23 protein-coding genes and 1 pseudogene are annotated in these 20,533 nt (G+C 62.1%); 10 read left to right on the top strand and 14 right to left on the bottom strand.

Features of this window, described 5'->3' with window-relative positions; genetic code table 11:
- Nucleotides 1-145 precede the first annotated feature (145 nt).
- Together NCS28_RS27660 and NCS28_RS27655 are read left to right on the top strand one after the other, a co-directional pair.
- Complete coding sequence (locus NCS28_RS27660) at nucleotides 146-1,318, top strand: acyl-CoA dehydrogenase family protein (RefSeq protein ID WP_250516968.1); 1,173 nt, start codon at nucleotides 146-148, stop codon at nucleotides 1,316-1,318.
- A gap of 189 nt (nucleotides 1,319-1,507) precedes the next feature.
- Nucleotides 1,508-2,113, top strand: a complete 606-nt coding sequence (locus NCS28_RS27655; protein WP_502801249.1) for an NADPH-dependent FMN reductase — start codon at nucleotides 1,508-1,510, stop codon at nucleotides 2,111-2,113.
- Nucleotides 2,114-2,143: 30 nt separating this feature from the next.
- On the opposite strand, the gene NCS28_RS27650 is transcribed toward NCS28_RS27655, so the two are convergent.
- Nucleotides 2,144-3,487 (bottom strand): LLM class flavin-dependent oxidoreductase, encoded by a 1,344-nt coding sequence (locus NCS28_RS27650; protein WP_250516966.1) that lies wholly within the window; start codon nucleotides 3,485-3,487, stop codon nucleotides 2,144-2,146.
- Between the two features lie 203 nt (nucleotides 3,488-3,690).
- Here NCS28_RS27650 and tauA point away from each other — a divergent pair, with 203 nt between their 5' ends.
- Genes tauA through NCS28_RS27635 form a run of 3 tightly spaced genes read left to right on the top strand, consistent with a single transcriptional unit; the run spans nucleotide 3,691 to nucleotide 6,370 of the window.
- Nucleotides 3,691-4,722 (top strand): taurine ABC transporter substrate-binding protein, encoded by a 1,032-nt coding sequence (gene tauA / locus NCS28_RS27645; protein WP_250516965.1) that lies wholly within the window; start codon nucleotides 3,691-3,693, stop codon nucleotides 4,720-4,722.
- On the top strand, nucleotides 4,719-5,498 hold the full coding sequence (locus NCS28_RS27640; RefSeq protein WP_250516964.1) for a taurine ABC transporter ATP-binding protein: 780 nt from the start codon (nucleotides 4,719-4,721) through the stop codon (nucleotides 5,496-5,498). The genes tauA and NCS28_RS27640 overlap by 4 nt, the downstream gene beginning before the upstream one ends.
- A 23-nt stretch (nucleotides 5,499-5,521) precedes the next feature.
- Nucleotides 5,522-6,370 carry an ABC transporter permease subunit gene (locus NCS28_RS27635; protein ID WP_250517234.1) on the top strand — a complete coding sequence of 283 codons (849 nt, stop codon included), beginning with the start codon at nucleotides 5,522-5,524 and terminating at the stop codon, nucleotides 6,368-6,370.
- A 399-nt stretch (nucleotides 6,371-6,769) separates the two neighbouring features.
- On the opposite strand, the gene NCS28_RS27630 is transcribed toward NCS28_RS27635, so the two are convergent.
- The 6 genes from NCS28_RS27630 to NCS28_RS27605 form a co-directional block, all read right to left on the bottom strand.
- Nucleotides 6,770-6,991, bottom strand: a complete 222-nt coding sequence (locus tag NCS28_RS27630; RefSeq protein ID WP_250516963.1) for a hypothetical protein — start codon at nucleotides 6,989-6,991, stop codon at nucleotides 6,770-6,772.
- Nucleotides 6,992-7,025: 34 nt separating this feature from the next.
- Nucleotides 7,026-8,153, bottom strand: a complete 1,128-nt coding sequence (gene ssuD, locus NCS28_RS27625; protein ID WP_250516962.1) for an FMNH2-dependent alkanesulfonate monooxygenase — start codon at nucleotides 8,151-8,153, stop codon at nucleotides 7,026-7,028.
- A 165-nt stretch (nucleotides 8,154-8,318) separates the two neighbouring features.
- Nucleotides 8,319-8,555 (bottom strand): hypothetical protein, encoded by a 237-nt coding sequence (locus tag NCS28_RS27620; RefSeq protein WP_250516961.1) that lies wholly within the window; start codon nucleotides 8,553-8,555, stop codon nucleotides 8,319-8,321.
- A 99-nt stretch (nucleotides 8,556-8,654) separates the two neighbouring features.
- Nucleotides 8,655-9,347 (bottom strand): amino acid ABC transporter permease, encoded by a 693-nt coding sequence (locus NCS28_RS27615; RefSeq protein ID WP_250516960.1) that lies wholly within the window; start codon nucleotides 9,345-9,347, stop codon nucleotides 8,655-8,657.
- Entirely contained in the window at nucleotides 9,344-10,075 is a 732-nt protein-coding gene (locus NCS28_RS27610; protein WP_250516959.1) for an amino acid ABC transporter permease, read from the bottom strand. Before NCS28_RS27610 ends, NCS28_RS27615 begins: the two co-directional genes overlap by 4 nt.
- Before the next feature lie 47 nt (nucleotides 10,076-10,122).
- Complete coding sequence (locus NCS28_RS27605) at nucleotides 10,123-10,944, bottom strand: ABC transporter substrate-binding protein (protein ID WP_250516958.1); 822 nt, start codon at nucleotides 10,942-10,944, stop codon at nucleotides 10,123-10,125.
- 200 nt (nucleotides 10,945-11,144) lie between these two features.
- On the opposite strand from NCS28_RS27605, the gene NCS28_RS27600 reads away from it, so the two are divergent.
- Nucleotides 11,145-12,134 carry a sulfonate ABC transporter substrate-binding protein gene (locus tag NCS28_RS27600; RefSeq protein WP_250516957.1) on the top strand — a complete coding sequence of 330 codons (990 nt, stop codon included), beginning with the start codon at nucleotides 11,145-11,147 and terminating at the stop codon, nucleotides 12,132-12,134.
- A 15-nt stretch (nucleotides 12,135-12,149) separates the two neighbouring features.
- Here NCS28_RS27600 and NCS28_RS27595 read toward each other — a convergent pair whose 3' ends face one another.
- From NCS28_RS27595 to NCS28_RS27585, 3 genes and pseudogenes are all read right to left on the bottom strand, one after another.
- The gene (locus tag NCS28_RS27595; RefSeq protein ID WP_250516956.1) at nucleotides 12,150-12,374 is read right to left on the bottom strand and encodes a hypothetical protein; all 225 of its coding nucleotides are present in this window, start codon (nucleotides 12,372-12,374) and stop codon (nucleotides 12,150-12,152) included.
- Nucleotides 12,375-12,533: 159 nt separating this feature from the next.
- Nucleotides 12,534-13,160, bottom strand: a complete 627-nt coding sequence (locus NCS28_RS27590; protein WP_250517233.1) for a transglutaminase-like domain-containing protein — start codon at nucleotides 13,158-13,160, stop codon at nucleotides 12,534-12,536.
- Nucleotides 13,161-13,163: 3 nt separating this feature from the next.
- Nucleotides 13,164-13,406 (bottom strand): annotated as a pseudogene (locus NCS28_RS27585) (transglutaminase N-terminal domain-containing protein); the annotation flags it as partial.
- A 420-nt stretch (nucleotides 13,407-13,826) separates the two neighbouring features.
- Here NCS28_RS27585 and NCS28_RS27580 point away from each other — a divergent pair.
- Nucleotides 13,827-14,057, top strand: coding sequence for a hypothetical protein (locus NCS28_RS27580; protein ID WP_250516955.1), 231 nt, complete (start codon nucleotides 13,827-13,829; stop codon nucleotides 14,055-14,057).
- A gap of 34 nt (nucleotides 14,058-14,091) precedes the next feature.
- On the opposite strand, the gene NCS28_RS27575 is transcribed toward NCS28_RS27580, so the two are convergent.
- From NCS28_RS27575 to NCS28_RS27565, 3 genes are all read right to left on the bottom strand, one after another.
- Nucleotides 14,092-14,514 (bottom strand): hypothetical protein, encoded by a 423-nt coding sequence (locus tag NCS28_RS27575; RefSeq protein ID WP_250516954.1) that lies wholly within the window; start codon nucleotides 14,512-14,514, stop codon nucleotides 14,092-14,094.
- 111 nt (nucleotides 14,515-14,625) lie between these two features.
- Nucleotides 14,626-14,844 carry a hypothetical protein gene (locus tag NCS28_RS27570; RefSeq protein WP_250516953.1) on the bottom strand — a complete coding sequence of 73 codons (219 nt, stop codon included), beginning with the start codon at nucleotides 14,842-14,844 and terminating at the stop codon, nucleotides 14,626-14,628.
- A 138-nt stretch (nucleotides 14,845-14,982) separates the two neighbouring features.
- Nucleotides 14,983-15,186, bottom strand: coding sequence for a cold-shock protein (locus tag NCS28_RS27565; protein WP_250516952.1), 204 nt, complete (start codon nucleotides 15,184-15,186; stop codon nucleotides 14,983-14,985).
- Nucleotides 15,187-15,484: 298 nt separating this feature from the next.
- Here NCS28_RS27565 and NCS28_RS27560 point away from each other — a divergent pair, with 298 nt between their 5' ends.
- Entirely contained in the window at nucleotides 15,485-15,772 is a 288-nt protein-coding gene (locus NCS28_RS27560) for a hypothetical protein (RefSeq protein ID WP_250516951.1), read from the top strand.
- A gap of 270 nt (nucleotides 15,773-16,042) precedes the next feature.
- The gene (locus NCS28_RS27555; protein WP_284506172.1) at nucleotides 16,043-17,017 is read left to right on the top strand and encodes a ferritin-like domain-containing protein; all 975 of its coding nucleotides are present in this window, start codon (nucleotides 16,043-16,045) and stop codon (nucleotides 17,015-17,017) included.
- 199 nt (nucleotides 17,018-17,216) lie between these two features.
- Here NCS28_RS27555 and NCS28_RS27550 read toward each other — a convergent pair whose 3' ends face one another.
- Nucleotides 17,217-18,125, bottom strand: a complete 909-nt coding sequence (locus NCS28_RS27550) for a LysR family transcriptional regulator (RefSeq protein WP_250516949.1) — start codon at nucleotides 18,123-18,125, stop codon at nucleotides 17,217-17,219.
- Between the two features lie 111 nt (nucleotides 18,126-18,236).
- Between NCS28_RS27550 and metE the strand changes: the two genes are divergently transcribed.
- Nucleotides 18,237-20,528 (top strand): 5-methyltetrahydropteroyltriglutamate--homocysteine S-methyltransferase, encoded by a 2,292-nt coding sequence (gene metE / locus NCS28_RS27545; RefSeq protein ID WP_250516948.1) that lies wholly within the window; start codon nucleotides 18,237-18,239, stop codon nucleotides 20,526-20,528.
- Nucleotides 20,529-20,533: the final 5 nt, after the last annotated feature.

The raw sequence follows: 20,533 nt of genomic DNA, 5'->3' as shown, positions 1-20,533 counted from the left end.
TCGCGCCTTCGATGGGCGCGAAGCAGTGGTCGTCGATGATGCGCCACAAGCTTACAAACGAGCCTCGAAAAGCCCAACCAACGAATCTATCTATGGTTTTCTGCATCGGTGAAACCATCACGATCCACGATCAGGAGAGAGCGCAATGAGTCGTACAGAAGACGCCGCATGGCGCGAGCCGCTGAACGCGGTATTGCATGAATGGGCGAAGACGGCCGCCGCGCGCGACAAGTCGGGCGGCACGGCGTTTCACGAGCGCAAGCTGCTGCGCGAGAGTGGCCTGCTCAGGCTTTCCATTCCGGTGGAATTCGGCGGCGACGGCGCGAACTGGTCGACGACACTCGATGTCGTGCGGCGCATGGCGCAGGTCGATAGCTCGCTCGCGCATCTGTTCGCGTTCCATCATCTGCAACTGGCGACGATCCGTCTGTTCGGCAGCGACACTCAGATTCGACGCTGGCTCGGCGATACAGTCGCGCAAGGCTGGTTCTGGGGCAATGCGCTCAATCCGCTCGACAAGAGCACGCGCGCCCTGCCCGATACGAACGGCTATCTCTTCGACGGCCGCAAGAGCTTCTGTTCCGGCGCGCGCGATTCGGATCAGCTGCTCGCATCCGCTTTCGACGGCGACGGGCGTCTGCTCATCGGCGTGACGCCGACGAATCGCGCGGGCATCGCCGTGCTCGACGACTGGGACAACATGGGGCAGCGTCAGACCGACAGCGGCACGGTGGTGTTCGAGCGCGTGCCTATCGCCACGGACGAACTGCTGCTTCAGCCCGGACCGCTTTCCAGCCCGTTCGCCACGCTGCGGCCGCTGCTCGCGCAATCGATCCTGAGTCACATCTATCTGGGTATCGGCGAAGGCGCATTGCAGGCCGCGCGCGATGCGACGCTCGCGCAGACGCGACCGTGGATCGCATCGACAGCCGAGCGTCCCGCCGACGATCCCTACGTGCTCGCGCATTACGGCGACTTCTGGCTTGCGCTCGAAGGCGCTCGGCTGCTCGTCGAACGCGCGATGCAGGCGTTCGATACGGCCTGGTCGCGCGGGCTCGATCTCACCGAACATGAGCGTGGCGAAGCGGCTGTCGCGGTGGCGGCATCGAAGGTCGCGGCGGCGCGCGCGGGGCTGGAGGTCGCGCATCGCATGTTCGAAGTAACGGGCGCGCGCTCGACGACGGCCGCATTGCGCCTCGACCGCTTCTGGCGCAACGTGCGCGTGCATACGCTGCACGATCCGATCGACTATAAGGTGCGCGAACTGGGAGACTGGGCGCTCAACGGACGAATTCCGAAGCCTTCGTTCTATTCGTGAGCGGCGAGCGGCGAGCCACCGTGCGATGCACGTTCGCGCATAACCTTAGCTCAATCCATGCTTTCCGCTTCTCGACATGGCTGGCTATGATGGTCGGTCTTAGCCGTCCGCTGAATAATGAGGCCGCCCGGCGTCCCGCCTTGTCCGGAGTTCATCTTGTCCCGTATCGAAACATTTCGCCAGCCGCTCGTGGTCGGCATCGGCGGTACTACACGTCCTGCATCGTCGACGGAACGCGCGCTGGGTTTCGCGCTGAAAGGCGCCGAAGCGGCCGGTGCGCGCGTGCGTCTTTTCGGCGGCGCATTTCTGTACAGCCTGCCCCACTATTCGCCCGAGTCGCGCGACCTGACCGACGCCCAGCGCGAATTGATCGAAGCCGTGCGCGCCGCCGATGCCCTCGTCATCGCGACGCCGGGCTATCACGGCGGCATCTCGGGGTTAGTCAAGAACGCGCTCGACACGCTCGAAGAACTGCGCGACGACGAGCGTCCCTATCTCGACGGCCGCGCGGTGGGCAGCATCGTCACCGCGTATGGATGGCAGGCCGCAGGCACGGTGCTGACGTCATTGCGCTCGATCGTGCACGCGCTGCGCGGCTGGCCGACGCCCTTCGGCGCTGCGGTCAACACGCTGGAAACGCGCTTCGAGACTGCGGACACCTGTTCGGATCCGAAGGTCGTCGAGCAGCTCGTCACGGTGGGACAGCAGGCATCGAACTTTGCGCTGGCGTTCGGCTCGCATCGGCCGGATGCGTGGCATGCGGTGCAGCGGGAAGTCGCGCTCGTGCAGCGTTGAGTCGTACTGCGCCCGCGCTTCGCGTGTGACTTATCCCTCTTGCGATCGACGCTCGAAGAAGCGGTTGCCGGGCCTCGGCAAGCCGAGATGCTCACGCAACGTCGCCCCTTCGTAGGCCCGCCGGAAGATGCCGCGCCGCTGCAACTCGGGCACGACCTTGGTGACGAAATCATCGAGTCCCGCGGGCAGATACGGAAACATCACGTTGAATCCGTCGCTGCCTTCCTCGGCGAGCCACTGCTCCATCTCATCCGCGATATCCGTCGCGGTCCCGACCATCTGCAAACCGGAATAGCCGCCGACGCGCTGCGCCAGTTGACGCACCGTCAGCCCTTCGGCGCGCGCCATTTCGACCACGCGTTCGCGCGCGCTCCTGCTCGCGTTGGTCTCGGGAATCTCGGGCAGGGGACCATCCGGATCGAACGACGAGACATCGTGACCGAGCGCGATCGATAGCGACGCGAAGCCGCTGTCGTCGTGCACGAAGGTATCGAGCAATGCCCGCTTCTCCCGCGCCTCTTCGCGCGAGTCGCCGACCACGACGAACGCGCCCGGCAGAATCTTCAGATGATCCCGCGCGCGACCGGCGCGTTCCATGCGGCCTTTGACATCGGCATAGAAGCGCTTGCCTGCCGCGAGATTCGGCTGCGCGGTGAAGACCGCATCGGCGGTTTCGGCGGCAAGCTGCCTGCCCGCTTCCGACGATCCCGCCTGCACCACGACCGGCCATCCCTGCACCGGCCGCGCGATGTTCAACGGCCCTCGCACCGACAGATACGCGCCCTTGTGATCGAGCACGTGCAGCTTGTCGGGATCGAAGAAGAGGCCGCTCTCGGTGTCGCGCACGAAGGCGTCGTCGGCCCAACTGTCCCAGAGGCCCGTGACGACATCGTAGAACTCGTGCGCACGGCGATAGCGCTCGTCGTGCTCCATGTGTTCGTCGCGGCCGAAATTGCGCGCGGCGTCGGGATTCGACGTGGTGACGAGGTTCCAGCCCGCGCGTCCATCGCTCAGATGATCGAGCGACGCAAAGCGCCGCGCGATGTGATACGGCTCGTCGAACGTCGTCGACGCCGTCGCGATCAAGCCGATGCGTTCGGTCACGGAAGCGAGCGCGGAAAGCAGCGTGAACGGCTCGAACGAGGTCGCGGTGTGGCTGCGCTTCAACGCATCGACGGGCATGTTGAGCACGGCGAGGTGATCTGCCATGAAGAACGCATCGAAGCAGGCGCTTTCGAGCGTCTGCACGAATCGCTTGAGATGTTTGAAATTGAAATTGGCGTCGGGCCAGGCGCCCGGAAAACGCCATGCGCCGGTATGCAAGCTGACCGGCCGCATGAACGCGCCGAGGTGGAGCTGTCGGGTCTGTGGCATCGCGTCGATGATGAACGAGTGGCGGATCGCGCCAAGTTACTGCAACTTGAAAAATCGCGCTGGAATGAAAATGACCGCGCGCAGTTCGACCGGCCGTATATGCGAAGCACGCGCCGCGTCATTTGCTACGCATAAATGATTCGTAGCCGCGGCATGCGAAGTGCCTATAGTCGAAGGCTTCACCACACCACTCCGTTCGCTCCATGAAACATACGATTCATCGCCGCACACTGATCGCCGGCGCCGCTTCCCTCATGCTCGCCGTCGTTCTCGCGCCCGTTCACGCCAGGGCCGACACGCGCGAGGTGGTCATCGGCTATCAGGACATGGTGGTGCCGTGGCGCTATGCGCAGGCGAGCGGAGCCGTCGAGAAGGCGACGGGATACAAGGTCACGTATCGCAAGCTCGGCAGCGGCGCGGACGTGATTCGCGCGCTCGCGTCCGGTTCCATACAAGTGGGCGAAGCGGGCTCCAGTCCGATCGCGGCGGGACTCTCGCAAGGCGTCGATCTGTCGCTCTTCTGGATTCTCGACAACATCAACGATGCCGAAGCGCTCGTCGCGCGCAACGGCTCGGGCGTGAGCAAGCTCGCCGATCTGAAGGGCAAGACGCTCGGCGTGCCGTATGTGTCGACGTCGCATTTTCATGCGCTCGTCGCGTTGCAGCAGGCGGGCATCGATCCGTCGACGGTCAAGATCGTCAATCTGCGTCCGCCCGAAGTCGCGGCGGCGTGGGAGCGCGGCAACATCGACGCGACTTACATCTGGGACCCGGTGCTTGCGAAGGCCAAGCAGAGCGGCAAGGTGCTGATTACGTCGGGCGAAGTAGCGAAGGAATCGGGCAAGGCGACGTTCGACGGCTTCGTCGCATCGCGCAAGTTCGCGCAGGACAATCCCGCGTTCCTGAACGGACTCGTCAAGGTGCTCGCCGATACCGATGCGCAATACCGCGACCACAAGGCCGACTGGACCGCCGCATCGAAACAGGTGCAGGCGGTCGCGCAGGAATCCGGCGCGAACGCCGCCGACGTGCCCGCGAGTCTCGCGCTCTACGCGTTCCCGAGCGCGGGCGAGCAGGCTTCGCCGACGTGGCTCGGCGGCGGGCAGCAGTCCGGCGCGGCGAAATCGCTCGCCGCCACCGCGCAGTTCCTCAAGCAGCAGGGCACGATCCAGAACGTGCTCGCGGATTACTCCACGGGCGTCGATCCGCGCTTCGCGCAGCAGGCCGCGAAATGACATCGCTTGCCATCCGCAATCTCGGCGTCACGTACGACGGCGCGCACACGCCCGCGTTGAAGGGCGTCGACTTGCAGATCGGCAGCGGCGAGTTCGTGGTGGCGCTCGGCGCATCGGGCTGCGGCAAGACCACGCTGCTGAATTGCCTCGCCGGCTTTCTGGAGCCGACGGAAGGCGAGGCATCGCTCAATGGCGAGCCGATCGCCGGGCCCGGCGCGGAACGCGGCGTCGTGTTCCAGAAACATGCGCTGATGCCGTGGCTCAATGTCATCGACAACGTGGCGCTCGGCCTGCGCTTTCGCGGCGTGAAGCGCGATGAGCGCCGCGAGATCGCGCGCCGCACGCTCGCGCTCGTCGGCCTCGCGCAGCACGAACAGGCGAAGATCTACGCGCTTTCGGGCGGCATGCAGCAACGTGTCGGCATAGCGCGCGCGCTCGCGAGCGATCCCGAAGTGCTGCTGATGGACGAACCGATGGGCGCGCTCGACGCCCTCACGCGCGAAAACATACAGGAGCTGGTGCTCGACGTGTGGGCGCGCACCGGCAAGACGGTGTTCTTCATCACGCACAGCGTGGAGGAAGCGCTTTTTCTGGCGACGCGCCTCGTGCTGATGACGCCCGGCCCGGGGCGCATCGAGGAAGTGCACGAGCTGCCGTTCTCGCGCGACTACATTCGCAACCGCGATGCGCGCGCCGTGAAATCGTCGCCGGCGTTCATCGAGTGGCGCGAGCGGCTGACGCGCCGCTTGCACCGCACCGACACGGAGGCGGCGTGACTCAGCCCGCTCAGGATGTCCCGCTGCCGCGCTCCGCTACGACGCCGCAGACCACACGGCCCGCCGCCCGCGCGAAGCGGCGCGCGCGCTATCGCGGCATGCCGGGCGCGGGCCCGACCGCGCTGCCGAGCGCGCTGTGCGTGGCCACGCTCGCGGCGCTCTGGTGGGCCGCGACGCATTTTCACTGGCTGCCGCCGCTCTTTCTGCCTTCGCCGGAAGCCGTCTGGCAGGCATTCGCCGATGCGTGGCATGGACGGCTGCAAGGTGGCCTGCCGCTCTCCGAACATCTGCTGTGGAGCGCGATCCGCGTGTTCGGCGCGTTCGCGCTGGCGGTCGTTACCGCGGTGCCGGTCGGCATCCTGATGGGCGTGAGCCGCATTGCGCGCGGCCTGCTCGATCCGCCGCTGGAGTTCTATCGGCCGCTGCCGCCGCTCGCTTATCTGCCGCTCGTCGTCATCTACTTCGGGATCGACGAGACCGCGAAGATCGTCGTGATCTGGCTCGCGTGCTTCGCGCCGATCGCGATGGCCGCGCGGGCTGGCGTGAAGAGCGCGACCGCCGAGCAGGTGAACGCGGCGTGGTCGCTCGGCGCGAACTTCCGGCAGGTGGTGTGGCACGTCGTGCTGCCCGCCGCGCTGCCCGAGATACTGACGGGCCTGCGCATCGCCGTGGGCTTCGGCTGGACGACGCTCGTCGCCGCCGAGATGGTGGCCGCGACCGCCGGGCTCGGGCAGATGGTGCTCAATGCGTCGAGCTTCCTGCGCACCGATGTCGTGGTGATGGGCATCGTGCTGATCGGGGCGATCGCGTGGATATTCGACTTCGGGATGCGCGCGCTGGAGCGAAGGCTCGTGCCTTGGAAGGGGCGGTGAGCTGGGCAGGAGCCATCGCCTTCGGGATCAACGAATGGATGGAAGGAAAGTTCAATCTTCCTCCAACTGACCTGCCACCAGGACTTCGACTGGTGTAGATGTACCGTTGAGCGGTTGTCGAGACCGCTTAACGACAGTTGTTGCTGCCGTCGAGAGTGGGACACCGTCATTGCCTTCAAAACGCGATCCCGTGCAGTTTTTCCCTTTATCGAAGTAGTAGAGCATGCATCCAATCGCGCCCGCAGACTGCGAGATGGCGTCTATAGGCGCGCCAGCGACTCAGAGATTCGACACTTTGCATGTCGCGCTTCGAACACGCGATGCATCGTCGGGACAGGCAGACGCATTCGCGGATCATGCACGGACCGGGAAGCAAATTAAAAATGCGCGCAACCAGCGCTACCCCCGCCGCCTCCCATGAAGCATTTCCCGGCCCGCATACACCGACATGAAAGCGCCCACGAGCAAGGCCGCGACGCCCAGCGACTGATCGACCGTATCGGCAAACGAGAACGCGCCGTGACACCACAGCGCCACGCCGATCGCCGTCATGATCAAACCGAACACCAGTCCCCATGCGGGGCCGCCCGTCGACGACGTGACCCGGTGAGCCATCTTCATCTGTTTCTCCCTTACGACGGCACACGCCGCTTCTTCACCTCGGGTCCCGACCCGCTCGCACGTCGAACGCGCCGCCCGTCTGCCGCGCGCCGGTCGTGACGCGCCCCTTGCCCGGCAGCAGCGGAAACACCAGTTCCGCGAAGCGATACGCCTCTTCCAGATGCGGATAGCCCGACAGCACGAAACTGTCCGCGCCGGCCTGCGCATATTCCCGCAGACGCGCCGCCACTGTCTGTGCGTCGCCGACCAAAGCCGTGCCGGCGCCGCCGCGCACAAGTCCGACGCCCGCCCACAGGTTCGGGCTGATTTCGAGCTGGTCGCGCCGCCCGCCGTGCAACTCCGCCATGCGGCGTTGACCGACCGAATCCATCTTCGCGAAGTTCTGCTGCGATTGCGCGATGTCCTCGTCGGTGAGACGGCTGATCAGCGAGTCGGCAGCCGCCCACGCTTCCTCGTTCGTCTCGCGCACGATCACGTGCAGGCGCACGCCGAAGCGCAGCGTGCGGCCACGGCGCGCGGCGCGCTCGCGCACATCGGCGAACTTCGCGGCAACGGCGGCGGGCGGCTCGCCCCAGGTCAGATACGTATCGACGTGCTCGGCCGCGATCTCGTGCGCGGCCTCCGACGAACCGCCGAAATAGAGCGGCGGATAAGGCTTCTGCACCGACTCGTGGAAGTTCTTCGCGCCTCGCACGCGCACGTGCTTGCCGTCGAAATCGATCGATTCGCCCGTGAAGAGTTGCCGCCACACGCGGAGGAATTCGTCGGCGTATTCGTAGCGCTGCGCGTGATCGAGAAAGACGCCATCGGCGGCGAGTTCTGTCGCATCGCCGCCGGGCACCACGTTGAGCAGCAACCGGCCGCCCAATGCTTCGTCGAGCGTGGCGGCCTGTCGCGCCGACGCGGTGACGTTGCCGAGCGACGTGCGCAACGCGACCAGCAGCTTGATGCGTCGCGTGACCGGCGCGAGGCTCGCGGCCGTCACCCACGGATCGAGGCAACTGCTGCCGGTGGGAATCAGCAGGCCGTCGTAGCCGAGTTCATCGGCGGCGACGGCGATCTGCCGCATGTAGGCATTGGTCGGCGCGCGGCCGAAATCGGACACGCCGAGATAGCGCGTGTCGCCGGACGTGGGCAGGAACCAGAAGACATCGAGACTCATCGTGCACTCCGAAGCAGCATGTCATTCGAGACGCGGCGCACGAGGACTTCGCAGCGCCGGCGCCGGGTCCGCTGTGAATCGCCGAGTCTAGCGACGCGCGGATGACACGCTAACTATCGAATGCTGATATGCATATGCGCGGAATTGCAGGACCACCCCGGCGCTTCAGAAGGGCGGCGGCTGGAACTGATCGAGGGCGTTGCCCATGTTGAAGTACCCGGCCTGCGCGAACAACGCGATGTATTCGAGCCGCTCCGCGTGGCTTGCCTCATCGTCGTGTCGCGTCGTCGTGCAGGCGCATGCTTGCATCGCGCGTCGGCCCTCGCGCAGCAAACGGCGCTCGCGCGATGCGTCAATTCTGCCGGAGAGGATGTGCCAGTACTGCGTCAGGTATTGCGGCATGATCGGCTTCCTTCGATACACGAATGGCTTCAATCTAGGCCGCCGCGAACCGTTTCACAAACGAGCTTTTCTGCGATGCATTGCACGCGGCGCGTCATGTCATTCCGCAAGCCGCCCCGTCTTGCGACGCCCGAGCAACCCGCCGGCGAGCCCTTGCAGCGCGCCGCAGAGGATCAGATAGACGAAGCCGACGAAGAGGAAGATCTGCGCCGGATAGACCATCAAACGATTGTTGAGCTGATTCGCGAGGAAAGTGAATTCCGGCACGCCGACGATATACGCAAGCGACGTATCCTTGATCAGCGACACCCATTGATTGACGAACGAAGGCATCATCACGCGCACGGCTTGCGGCAGGATCACTTCGCGCAGCGCCTGCCAGCGCGTCAGCCCGAGCGAGAGCGCCGCCTGCCGTTGCCCTTCGCCGATCGACACGATGCCCGCATGCACCGAGTGCGACAGATATGCGCCGCCGATCAGCGCGAGCGCGCATACCACCGTCGCGAGGCCGGGCACGTTCACGTGCAGCAGAATCGGCATCAGGAAGAAGGTCCAGAAGATCAGCATCAGCACCGGAATGGCGCGAAAGAACGCGACCACTGCGATCAGCATGAGATGCGCGACGCCGCGCGTCATGGCGAGCGCGATGCCGCCCGCGAGGCCGATCATCGCGGCGATGAGCGCGGAGCTGACCGAGAGCGCGATCGTCAGTGCGACGCCGCCCAATGGCCCGGCAGGAAACGCACCGAGCAGGAGATAGCGCAACGAGGGAAGCCAGTCGAACCCGCTCAAGCATGACCCCGTTGGAACGCGCGCACGCCCGTGCGCTGCCAGAGAACCAGCGCCACCTCGATGACCGCGATCGTCAGCACATAGAACACCGTGGCGGTGCCGAATGCCTGGAAGGTCTTGAACGTCTCCGTATCGACCTGACGCGACATGTAGGAGAGTTCGGCGACGCCGATCGCCATCGTGAGCGATGAATTCTTCACCACGTTCATGTATTGCCCTGCAAGCGGCGGCGTCGCGATGCGCAACGCTTGCGGCAGGATCACGTAACGCAATGTTGCATAGCGGCCCATTCCCAGCGCGGCCGCGGCCTGCTCTTGCGCCACGCTCACGCCGCGCATCCCGGCGCGAAACTCCTCGCCGATGAACGCCGTCGTATAACACGTCAGCCCCACCCAACCGGCAACCAGTTCGAAGCTCGGCCAGCGCAACGTGACGATGCCGAGGTTCACCGCATGCGGCGTGTTGAGCCAGGTCATCCAGCCGGACGGCAGCAACGCAGCCGCACCGAAATACCAGAACAGCAGTTGCACGAGCAGCGGCGAATTGCGGAACACGAAGACATAGAGCGATGCGGCGCGCGCGATGGCGCCGCTTCGCGACGTGCGCGCGACGGCCAGCCCGAACCCGAGCAGCGTCGCGCAGAGGCCCGCGCACGTAGACAGCATCAGCGTGACGGCGAAGCCCTGCTCCAGCCACGCGAGATACTTCGGTTCAAGCCAGGTTTGCATGATCGATCAGCGGGAAGCGAAGACAGCATCCACGCAAAAGACGTGACTCAGCCGTTCTTCTGCGGATCGCCGATCTTGAACAGACGCGGCAGCGGCGCGGCGCTCTTCGGTCCGAACCACTTGTCGTAGATGCGCGTCGCTTCGCCATCCGCTTCGAGCTTCGTGAGCGTGCCGTTCACGGCGTCGAGCAGACGCGTCTCGCCCTTCGGCACGCCGACGCCTTCGTAGTCGTTCGAGATCGTGAAGGGGGGGATTTCATAGCTGGCCTTGTCCGGCACGCGCGCGAGCAGCGCGACGAGCTTCGGCCCATCTTGCGTGATCGCCTGCACGTTGCCCGTGCGCAATGCGGCGAAGGCGAAGGGCGTATCGTCATAAGCGACGATCGTCGCGCTCGGGAATTTGGCGCGCACCTGCTGTTCGTTGGTCGTCCCCTTGTCCGCGCCAATGCGCAGGCCGTTGATCTGATCAGGCGACTTGAGCACGCCCTTCTTCGCGATGAACTGCGTGCCCGATGCAAAGTACGGCGTGCTGAAATCGACTTCCTTTTTGCGCTCGTCGGTGATCGTGAAGTTGGCGAAGACGAGATCGACTTTGCCCGACTTCAGGAACGCGATGCGATTGGCCGGATTGGTCGGCTGCACTTCGAGCTTCACGCCCAGGCTGTTGGCGACGGCGCGAGCGTAATCGACATCGAGACCGACGATCTGGTTATCCTTCGGATCGACGAAGCCGAATGGCGGATTGCTGTCGAAGGCCGCGACGCGCAGCACGCCCGCCTTTTTGATGTCGTCCAGACGATCCGCATGCGCGGCATTCGATGCGACTACCAGCAGTGCCGCAAGCACCGCGCCCCAGGTCTTTGTTTTCATCTGTGTGTTCCGTGTTCCTTGTTCGTTACGCCGTGCGATGACGAGGCACGCATGCTAGCGGCGCGGCGCGGACAAGGGAACGAAGTTTTTTTCAGTTCGAAAGCAGGCTGGCAGCGATAGCCTTATCTTCATCGCTACGTTGGTGCGCATGCGCCTTCGCTCTAGCATCTGAGGCTCCTCGAATACGCGTGATCATCGTCATGTCCAAACGTATAACCGCCGCTGACCGTCGTGCTTTCCTGTCCCTTTCCGCGCGCGTTGCGGCAAGCGCCGCCGCGTTCGGCACGATGCCCGTAGCCTTTGCGCAGCAGGGCGCGCAAGGCCAGGCGCGCGTGCTTCGTATCGGCAATCAGAAAGGCTATCTGAACCTGCTCAAGGGACGCGGCACGTTGGAGAAACGGCTGGCTCCGCTCAACGTAGCCGTGAGCTGGACGGAGTTCTCCGCCGGTCCCGTGCAACTGGAAGCGCTCAACGTCGGCTCGATCGATTTCGGCGATGTCGGCGAAGCACCGCCGATCTTCGCGCAGGCCGCCGGTGCGCCGCTCGCGTATGTCGCGGCGACGCAGCCGCGGCCGCAATCGGAAGCGGTGATCGTCCCGGCGCAATCGTCGATAAGAACGGTGGCGGACTTGAAGAACAAGCGCGTGGCGTTGAACAAAGGCAGCAACGTTCATTACTTTCTCGTGAAGCTGCTGCGTCAGCACGGTCTTCAGTATGGCGATGTCGAACTGGCCTTCCTCGCTCCGTCCGATGCGCGCGCCGCGTTCGAGCGCGGCGCCATCGATGCGTGGGTCATCTGGGATCCGTTCTTTGCAGCGGCGCAGAAGACGTTGAATGCTCGCATCGTCGCGGATGCGAGCGGCGTCGTCGGCAATCGCGCCTATTATTTTTCGTCGCAGCGTTATGTGGCGAAGAATCCCGATGTGATTCGTATCCTCATCGAGGAAATCAAGGCGGTCGATCAGTGGGGCAAGCAGCATCCCGATGAACTCGCGAGCGAACTCGCGCGGCTTTGGGGCTTGCCTAAGCCCGTTGTCGAGCTCGCAGTGAGCCGGCAAGTGTTCGGCACGGAGGTGATTACGCGGAACATCATCGGCGAACAGCAGCAGATCGCCGATACGTTCGTCGAGCTCGGCCTCATACCGAAGCACGTCGATGTGCTCAAGGCTGCGCCGCCCGATCTCGCTTGAGCTGCGTGCGTTCTTTCAGGAGCCGACGCGCCTAGACTTGCTGCGCTGATCGATCCAAAGCCGGGCCCAACGCGCCGCATACGCGATGGCGTGATCGGGCTCGAAAAAGTAGTCGAGTGCATCGAACGTGAAGGACGCGCCGCTCGCCGGCGTGTTGCTCTCGATGATCAGATTGGCCGCATACAGGCCGCTCGGTAACGGATGTGCGGACGGTGCCACGTCGTATCCCTTGTATCGCATGGAGTCTTCCTGGAAAGCGCACGAGACTGGAATCATCTCTGGCATCCGATGCTAAGGGTCGACGCGCACATCGCCAACGAATGCTTTGACGAAAGCAAATCATTGGCAGTTTCAGTTGGTCATTACGAAGGGGTTCTTCGTGGCAAACGATCGGCGACTTCAGCTATCTTCGGTCACGCTCACGTCTACGTCGAGACTGCGGAACGAATGCATTTCGCCATGCCACGTTCCCCACAGCGGCAACGCCTGCTCCGAATTCCAGGCGACAGCCACACGAATCAGATGCCGGTTTCCGATGATGCTGTTGGTCGGATCGAAATCGACCCAGCCTGCACCGGGAAGATAGATTTGCAGCCATGCATGCGTTGAGCCGCCGCCTAACGTGGTGTCGTGGTTGGGCACGAAGATATAGCCGCTCACGAATCGGGCCGCAAGACCCAGAGAGCGGACGGCATCCATCATGAGCACCGCGAAATCCCTGCAACTGCCGCTGCCGAGCCTTAGCGTTTCGGCGGGTTGATAAACGCCCTTCTCGACCCGCCGCGTGTACTTGAAGCTGTTCTTGATCTCGAGCGTCATGCTGCGCAGCAAGGCCATCGTGTCGGTCGATCCGCCGGATCCGATGAAACGTCGCGCCCATGTGTCGACATCGTCGGTGACGACTTGCCGGCTTCGCGCGTTAACGAGATTCGATGCCTCTTCGTTGGTGTACACGAATGGCCACTTCGACGCGTACGCTTCGAGCGAATAATCGGGCAGCGGCGCCTCGAAGTGTTCGAGTGTCACTTCGCTTTCGAAGACCAGCTCCGACGCCTCGCCCGAGAAAGTTGCAATCGCAACTGAGTTATCGAATACGTCATGCAGCCAATGCAGTCGTTCGGGCGTCGGGGTAATCGTTAGCTGCGTACTAAGAAGCCGTAGATCATGACTCGCACGCGGACGGAACATCATGCGATGCTCCCCGAAGCGCACCGGCTCGGAATAGCGATATGCGCTTCGATGTCGGACGGTAAGACGTTGCGGGGCGCTCATTGCGTCACGCCGTGGAGAGGCCTAGCCAACTTTTCGCTCCAAAAAGACGATCTGCAGAAATGCGCGCTGCAAGTCAAATAACCCGAATGTCAGATTAAGAGCCGCAGTTTCTACCGCAGGGGCTATTTCTTTTTCGCGGCGCTCGACGAACCCGTAGTCTTGGGAACGGGGATCTTGAACGGATCGGCTACTGGGGATGCCACTTTCTTGGCTTGTTTGGGCTTTTTCGCCTCGCGATTACTTCGCATTTGACCCTTCGCCATTTTTCGCCCCTGTTTGGGCGGCCACGGAATGGGCCGCTATCGGGCCTATTCTGGGCGTAATTTCGCTTGTTGTCGCGATCTATTTAATTGGCTCGAACGCAAGTCTAGCGATACGCGGCCGTCGACGCTCCGACGATAGTTCTTGCTTTGTTTCGCCATGCGGCGCACGCTCGCGATCACTAACCTTTTTTCGGATATCGACATGCTAAAGCGAACCCCCGCTGACCTGGCGGCACCGTTCAGGAAGCAGGACCTTACGGCGACGCAAAAGGCTCGCGTCGAAGCCCTGCGCCAGGCGGAAATCGATCGCGCCGAAAAGCGACTGCGCGATGATGCGCGCATCGACGTCAACGCCGCGAAGTGGCGTTATGTCTCGTCGACGGATTAGATCGCCTGAAAAGTTTTTGCTCGTACGACACGTATCACGCGAGCCCAAAGTCGGCGCAAAGTACCTTGATCGGTGAGTGAGAGCCATCCCTCAGCTTCTGAGCCGCGATGCCGATGATGTGCTTCAGGTTCACACGCAGGACTTCGGTGTCCTGCGATACCGATCCGTCCGAGCCAAAAACACGATCGAGGCAGTCGCGTGTGAGCTGGATCTGGAAGTACTTGTTATGGATCTTCTGTCGGAAGAAAAGGTCGCCGTTTGAACGAAGGAACGGGCGATTCACAGACGAATCGTCGGCGGCAGTGGCTTGCTGCAAACGAACGCTACCTCTCCCCGCTCCAACCAGTGAATTACGTTTAAAGCAGGATGGGCATACGAAATGTATCCCGAGGCTATCAATGGCTGGATGCGCTATCTGCCGTGATACATCGACTTTGCAGTGCTTGCAGTTCCACATGGCGACCTCCGCGTCGTCGATGCAAGCAAACAGGTTACGCGCGGTCTCGTGTGCAGGCGAGACATCATTTGTAAGAGCAAGCCGGGCTCTTTCGCCGTTCGCGCAGCGATGCTAGCGCTTTATCCTCACCGCCTGGCGTCGCGCGTGCGCTGAGCCGCCTTCGTAGGCCTCATCTTCAGTCTCGAAGCGAAGATGACTGTCGTAACGAATCTCGGTGACGTTCGGGCCGCTCAAATCTACGTCGACACATGCGTAGGTAAAGCCACCAGCGGCGAGCGATTGAACTACTACGTGGAATTCATGGCTTCCGACTTTCAACATGCGCGACATTTGAAACTCCAGTAGTGGTGGGCCATCCTACCACGCGTGGAACTCATCATTCGGCTTCCTTATCCACCAACTCAATCGAGTGTGATAGCTGAGACACGAAACTGCCGGTTCTGTTTGCAGGACCGGCAGCAAGGCTATTTAAATCGGCGTGATGTTCGCAGCTTGCAGACCCTTGGGACCGCTCTTCGTCTCATAGCTGACTTTCTGGTTTTCAGCGAGCGTTTTGAACCCTTCGGAACGAATCTCCGAGAAGTGCGCGAAGAGATCATCGCCCCCTTTGTCGGGCGTGATAAATCCAAAGCCCTTGCTGTCGTTGAACCATTTGACGGTGCCGGTATCCATGAAACTCTCCTGAAGACGAACGAATAAATGGGACCGCGAAATGGGTCCCGCAATAAAGGATCAAGGAGGGAGAGGACAACGAACACCGCAGGCTGCGGTCAATGATGAGCAGCAATCGCGCTTCTTGAAGACTTCATCAAGAAAACTACGCCTTGCTCCGAAGACCGTCAAGGTCTTTCCGCGCCGGATATCTACGCACGATCTTCACGCCCACGCGGGCGTTCACATCGACGACGATAACTGCGCGATCCAACCCGCTTTGCGGGTATAGTGGACCTCCAATCTCGAGGAGACGATCATGCCGGCATTCCCGCCTCTTCTTTACAAGGGCTTCGAACTTCATCCCCTCGTGTTCTCGCGCGCATTCAGCCGCTTCGACAGGCATTCGCGCTATGCCGAAGGTTACGATGTCGCGATTCGCATCTGTCGCCCGGAGACATCGGGGGACGCTGGAACGAGCCGGGTCTTCAAGCTCGATCGGCAAGACGTGTTTGCCGACTTCGGTAATGCGCGGCGCGCTGCTCGTCAACGAGGCGAAGATATCGTCGATGGAAAAGTAGAGGGCGCTTCTGTCGCCGACATGTGAGTCTTATCCACGGCGCTGCACATTCCAGACAGTCGAGATTTCCGGTTCGCAGTTTCGCTTCCGGTAACACATGGCGAAACGCGGGGCCCAAGTGAAAGAATCTGTTTCGTTTCGAATCTGATGCCGGTCCGCTGAACGTACAGCAGATGAGAGTGGCCAGCGCAGCTAGCACAGTCATATCGGGCAAACCTTCCCGCTCTCGCGGCGTCCAGACAACGCGCGAGTGCTTGGCTCGACGCCGTCCACCTGAACGACCTCCAGGAGACGGACATGGCTACCGGTACTTCGATAACTGATGTATTTGATAAACGCGTCGAGCGCCGCGCAAAGCGACGCCAATTTTTTCGCAGCGCAGGCGGACTAGGCTTGGGCCTCGTGGGCGGGACCATTCTCGGCGCGTGTGGCGGCGGGTCCGGCGACTCTGCGAATGCAGCGACGGGTCCGACCGACGCGGAGATACTCAACTTCGCATTGAATCTCGAGTATCTCGAAGCGACGTTCTATGCCTACGCGACAACAGGCGCTGGTCTGCCCGCGAATCTCATGAGCGGATCCGGAACGCCCGGCAAGGTTATCCCCGGTCAGCAGGTGACGTTCTCCGACCCGGTCGTTGCAGCCTACGCGCGCGAGATCGCAAGGGACGAACTCGAGCACGTGGCGTTTCTGCGTACGGCGCTGGGCAGCGCGGCCGTCGCCATGCCGGCGCTCGATGTGGGCGGGACCGACCCTAACGGCGCCTTTTCTCTCGCTGCACAAGCGGCGGGGCTTGCGCCCGCGGGCACCGCATTCAATCCGTATCTCAACGATAACAACTTCCTGCTCGGCGCCTTCATCTTCGAAGATGTCGGCGTGACCGCGTACAAGGGCGCTTCGCCGCTCATCACCAACAAGACCTATCTCGAGGCGGCGGCCGGCATCCTCGCTGCCGAGGCCTATCATGCGGGACTTGTCAGAACTGTGCTCTATTCCAAAGGCATTCAAACGCCCAGTCTCGTAAATGCGACGCAAGCGATATCAGACGCACGCGATTCGCTCGACTCTTCGAGCGACGTCGATCAGGGAATCGCGGGTGCGAACACGCAAATCTCCAATATCGTTCCACTCGATAACAACGGCATCGCATTCAGTCGAAGTTATGACGATGTGCTCAACATTGTTTATCTGAACAAAGGTGCGGTATCGCAAGGAGGCTTCTTCCCTGCAGGCGTGAATGGCACGCTTCATATGAGCAGCGCGTTCGCTTAGCGACAAAACACTTCATGGTTCCCGAGGTGCGCTGGCACGTCCGCACCTCGGATTCAACGGAGAATATCGATGCACGACCTGTCTGTAGGCGCGTGGCGATGTCGCGTCAGGCTCTTCATGGGCGCGATGTTCATCGTCGTGGGTATGACGTTGCAAGTGATGCAGTCGTTGGGCGCTCTTCATGCCGGATAAATAGACTTCACGCCCGAATACGCGCCCGCGCCCAATCCGCGTCACGCGCCAACGCGATGAACGCCGCAAGATAGTCGATGGACCGATCGGCCTCGCGCACGCCGAGGTATATCTTCTTCGCTATGCCTTTCTTGCCGAGCTTGACCGGAGTGATCGGCATGCGGTCCGCATACTCTTCCGCGAGCCAGCGCGGCAATGCCGCCACGCCCCGTCCGCTCGCCACCATCTGCATCATGATGTCCGTGGTTTCGATCACCTTGTGACGTCGCGGCACCACGTTTGCCGGCGTGAGGAAGCGCGTGTAAATATCCAGCCGATCCGTTTCGACCGGATAGGTGATGAGCACTTCGGATGCAAGCTGCTCCGGCATTACATAGGCCTCGGAAGCCAGCGCATGGTCTTCGGTGACGACCAGCACCTGCTCATAATCGAACACTGGGGTGAATCGCAGCCCCTGCTTCTTCAGCGGATCAGGGGTGACGAGTACGTCGATATCGAAGCCGAAAAGCGCGCCGATGCCCCCGAACTGGAAGCGCTGCTTCACATCCACGTCGACATCGGGCCAGCTCGCGAGATAAGGCGACACGACCTTCAGTAGCCACTGATAACACGGATGGCACTCCATGCCGATGCGCAACGTGCCGCGCGCGCCCTGCGCATACTGCTTCATGCGGACTTCCGCCTGTTCGAACTGCGGCAACATGCGGTTCGCGAGGGCAAGCAAGTAATGCCCCGCCTGCGTGAGCCGCATGCTGCGTCCCTCCCGCGTCCACACCGGCGTGCCCAGTTGCTGCTCCAGCTTTCGGACCGTATGACTCAGGGCGGACTGCGTGAGATTCAGCACATCGGCTGCGGCGGTTAGCGAGCCTTGCTTTTCGACTTCTCGCACGACCATCAGATGACTGCGTTCCAGCATCGCGTGTTCCATGAACAAAGTTAATCGATGTATGAAAACAATCCATTTTTATTCATACGTCGAAAATTTTATCATCGTCATCGATCTATTCTTTCTGGACGACATTGCACGATGGCCACGACACATAACCTGGGATTCCCGCGCATCGGCGCGAAGCGTGAACTGAAGTTCGCACTCGAAAAATACTGGAAGCGCGAATCGTCGGGCGATGCGCTGAAGGCGACCGGCGCCGAGCTTCGTGCGCGTCACTGGAAGGATCAGGCGCATTTGAACTACGTGCCCGTCGGCGACTTCGCGTTCTACGATCAGGTGCTCGACATGAGCTTCACACTCGGCAATCTGCCCGAGCGCGTGCGCGGCTTTCATGGCGATACGCTGGACAACTATTTCCGCGTCGCGCGCGGGCGTTCGGCCGAGGATGGAGAAGATCACGCTGCATGCTGCGGAGGCGTCGCGGCTGGCGAGATGACCAAGTGGTTCGATACGAACTACCACTACATCGTGCCGGAGTTCGATGCGAACACGCAGTTCACGCTCGATCCATCGCGCATCATCGAGCAGATCGGCGAAGCGCGCGCACAGGGCGTCAATGCGAAGCCCGTCATCATCGGCCCGGTGACATATCTTTGGCTCGGCAAGGCGAAGGACGAGAGCGACAAACTCGCCCTTCTGCCGCGCATTCTGCCGGTGTATGCCGCGCTGCTCGATCACTTCGCGGCACAGGGCGTGGATTGGGTGCAGATCGACGAGCCCGCGCTCGTCACCGAACTCGATGTGACATGGCGCGATGCGTTCGTCACCGCCTACGACGCGCTGTCGGCGCGGCGTGTGCGCCTGCTGCTCGCAACGTACTTCGGGCAATTGCAGGACAATCTATCGCTCGCGTGCAAGCTGCCGGTGGACGGTCTGCATATCGATGCGATCAACGCACGCGACGAGATCGATGATGTCGTGGCGCAATTGCCCGAGACCGCGATCGTGTCGATCGGCGCGATCAACGGCCGCAACATCTGGAAGAGCGATCTCGATGCGACGCTCAAATGGCTGGAGCCTCTGCATCATCAGCTTGGAGATCGCCTCTGGATCGCGCCGTCGTGCTCTCTGCTGCATGTTCCGGTCGATCTGAATAGCGAAGTCAAGCTCGATGCCGAGATCAGATCATGGCTCGCCTTCGCGCGGCAAAAGCTCGATGAACTGGACGTGCTGGCGCGCGCGTTGAACGACGGCCGCGACACGGTCGCCGATGCGCTCGCCGCGAACGCCGCCGCGATCGAAAGCCGTCGCAAGTCACCGCGCGTGAACGATCCCGCGGTCAAGGCGGCTATCGCGAACATCGACGCAGCACTCGGAAAGCGCCAGAGTGCCTACGAAGAGCGCGCGAAGAAGCAGGCAGCCATTCTCGGCCTGCCCGCTTTCCCCACGACGACCATCGGTTCGTTCCCTCAGACGGGCGAGATTCGTCACGCGCGCAGCCGGTTCAAAGCGGGAGAGCTGGATCAGGCCGGCTACAAGGCCGCGATGGAGCGCGAAATCACACGCGCCGTGAAGGAACAGGAAGCGCTCGGTCTCGATGTGCTCGTGCATGGCGAAGCCGAACGCAACGACATGGTCGAATACTTCGGTGAACAACTCGATGGCTACGCGTTCAGCCAGTTCGGCTGGGTGCAATCTTATGGATCGCGCTGTGTGAAGCCGCCGATTCTCTTCGGCGATCTCAGCCGCCCCAAGGCTATGACCGTCGAGTGGATCAAGTACGCCGCATCGCAAACGAACAAGCCGATGAAGGGCATGCTCACCGGTCCGGTGACGATTCTCAACTGGTCTTTCGTGCGCGACGATCAACCGCGTTCGGTGTCGTGTAATCAACTCGCGCTCGCGATTCGCGAGGAAGTGCTCGATCTCGAGAAGGCCGGCGTGCGCCTCATTCAGATCGACGAAGCCGCGCTGCGCGAAGGCCTGCCGCTGCGCCGCTCGCAGTGGAAAGAGTACTTGCGCTGGGCGGTCGAATCGTTCCGCATCACGGCCAACGGCGTACGGGACGAGACGCAGATTCACACGCACATGTGCTATTCGGAATTCAACGACATCATCGCGTCGATCGCGGATATGGACGCCGATGTCATCACCATTGAAACGTCGCGCTCCGATATGGAATTGCTCGATGCGTTCGATAACTTCAAATACCCTAATCAGATCGGTCCGGGCGTATATGACATTCATTCGCCGAATATCCCGAGCCAGGAGCACATCGTCAACCTGATGAAGAAGGCGGCGGAGCGTATCCCGGCTGAGCGCTTGTGGGTGAATCCAGATTGCGGTTTGAAGACACGTCAGTGGGAGGAAGTCATTCCGGCGCTGAAAAACATGGTCGCGGCCGCGCAGATGTTGCGAGGCTCCGTGTGATCGCG

Origin of the sequence: Caballeronia sp. INDeC2 (assembly GCF_023631325.1) — a bacterium.
Taxonomy (GTDB): Bacteria; Pseudomonadota; Gammaproteobacteria; order Burkholderiales; family Burkholderiaceae; genus Caballeronia.
Note: the sequence above shows the minus strand (reverse complement) of the source record. Positions and strands in the feature narration are given on the sequence as shown.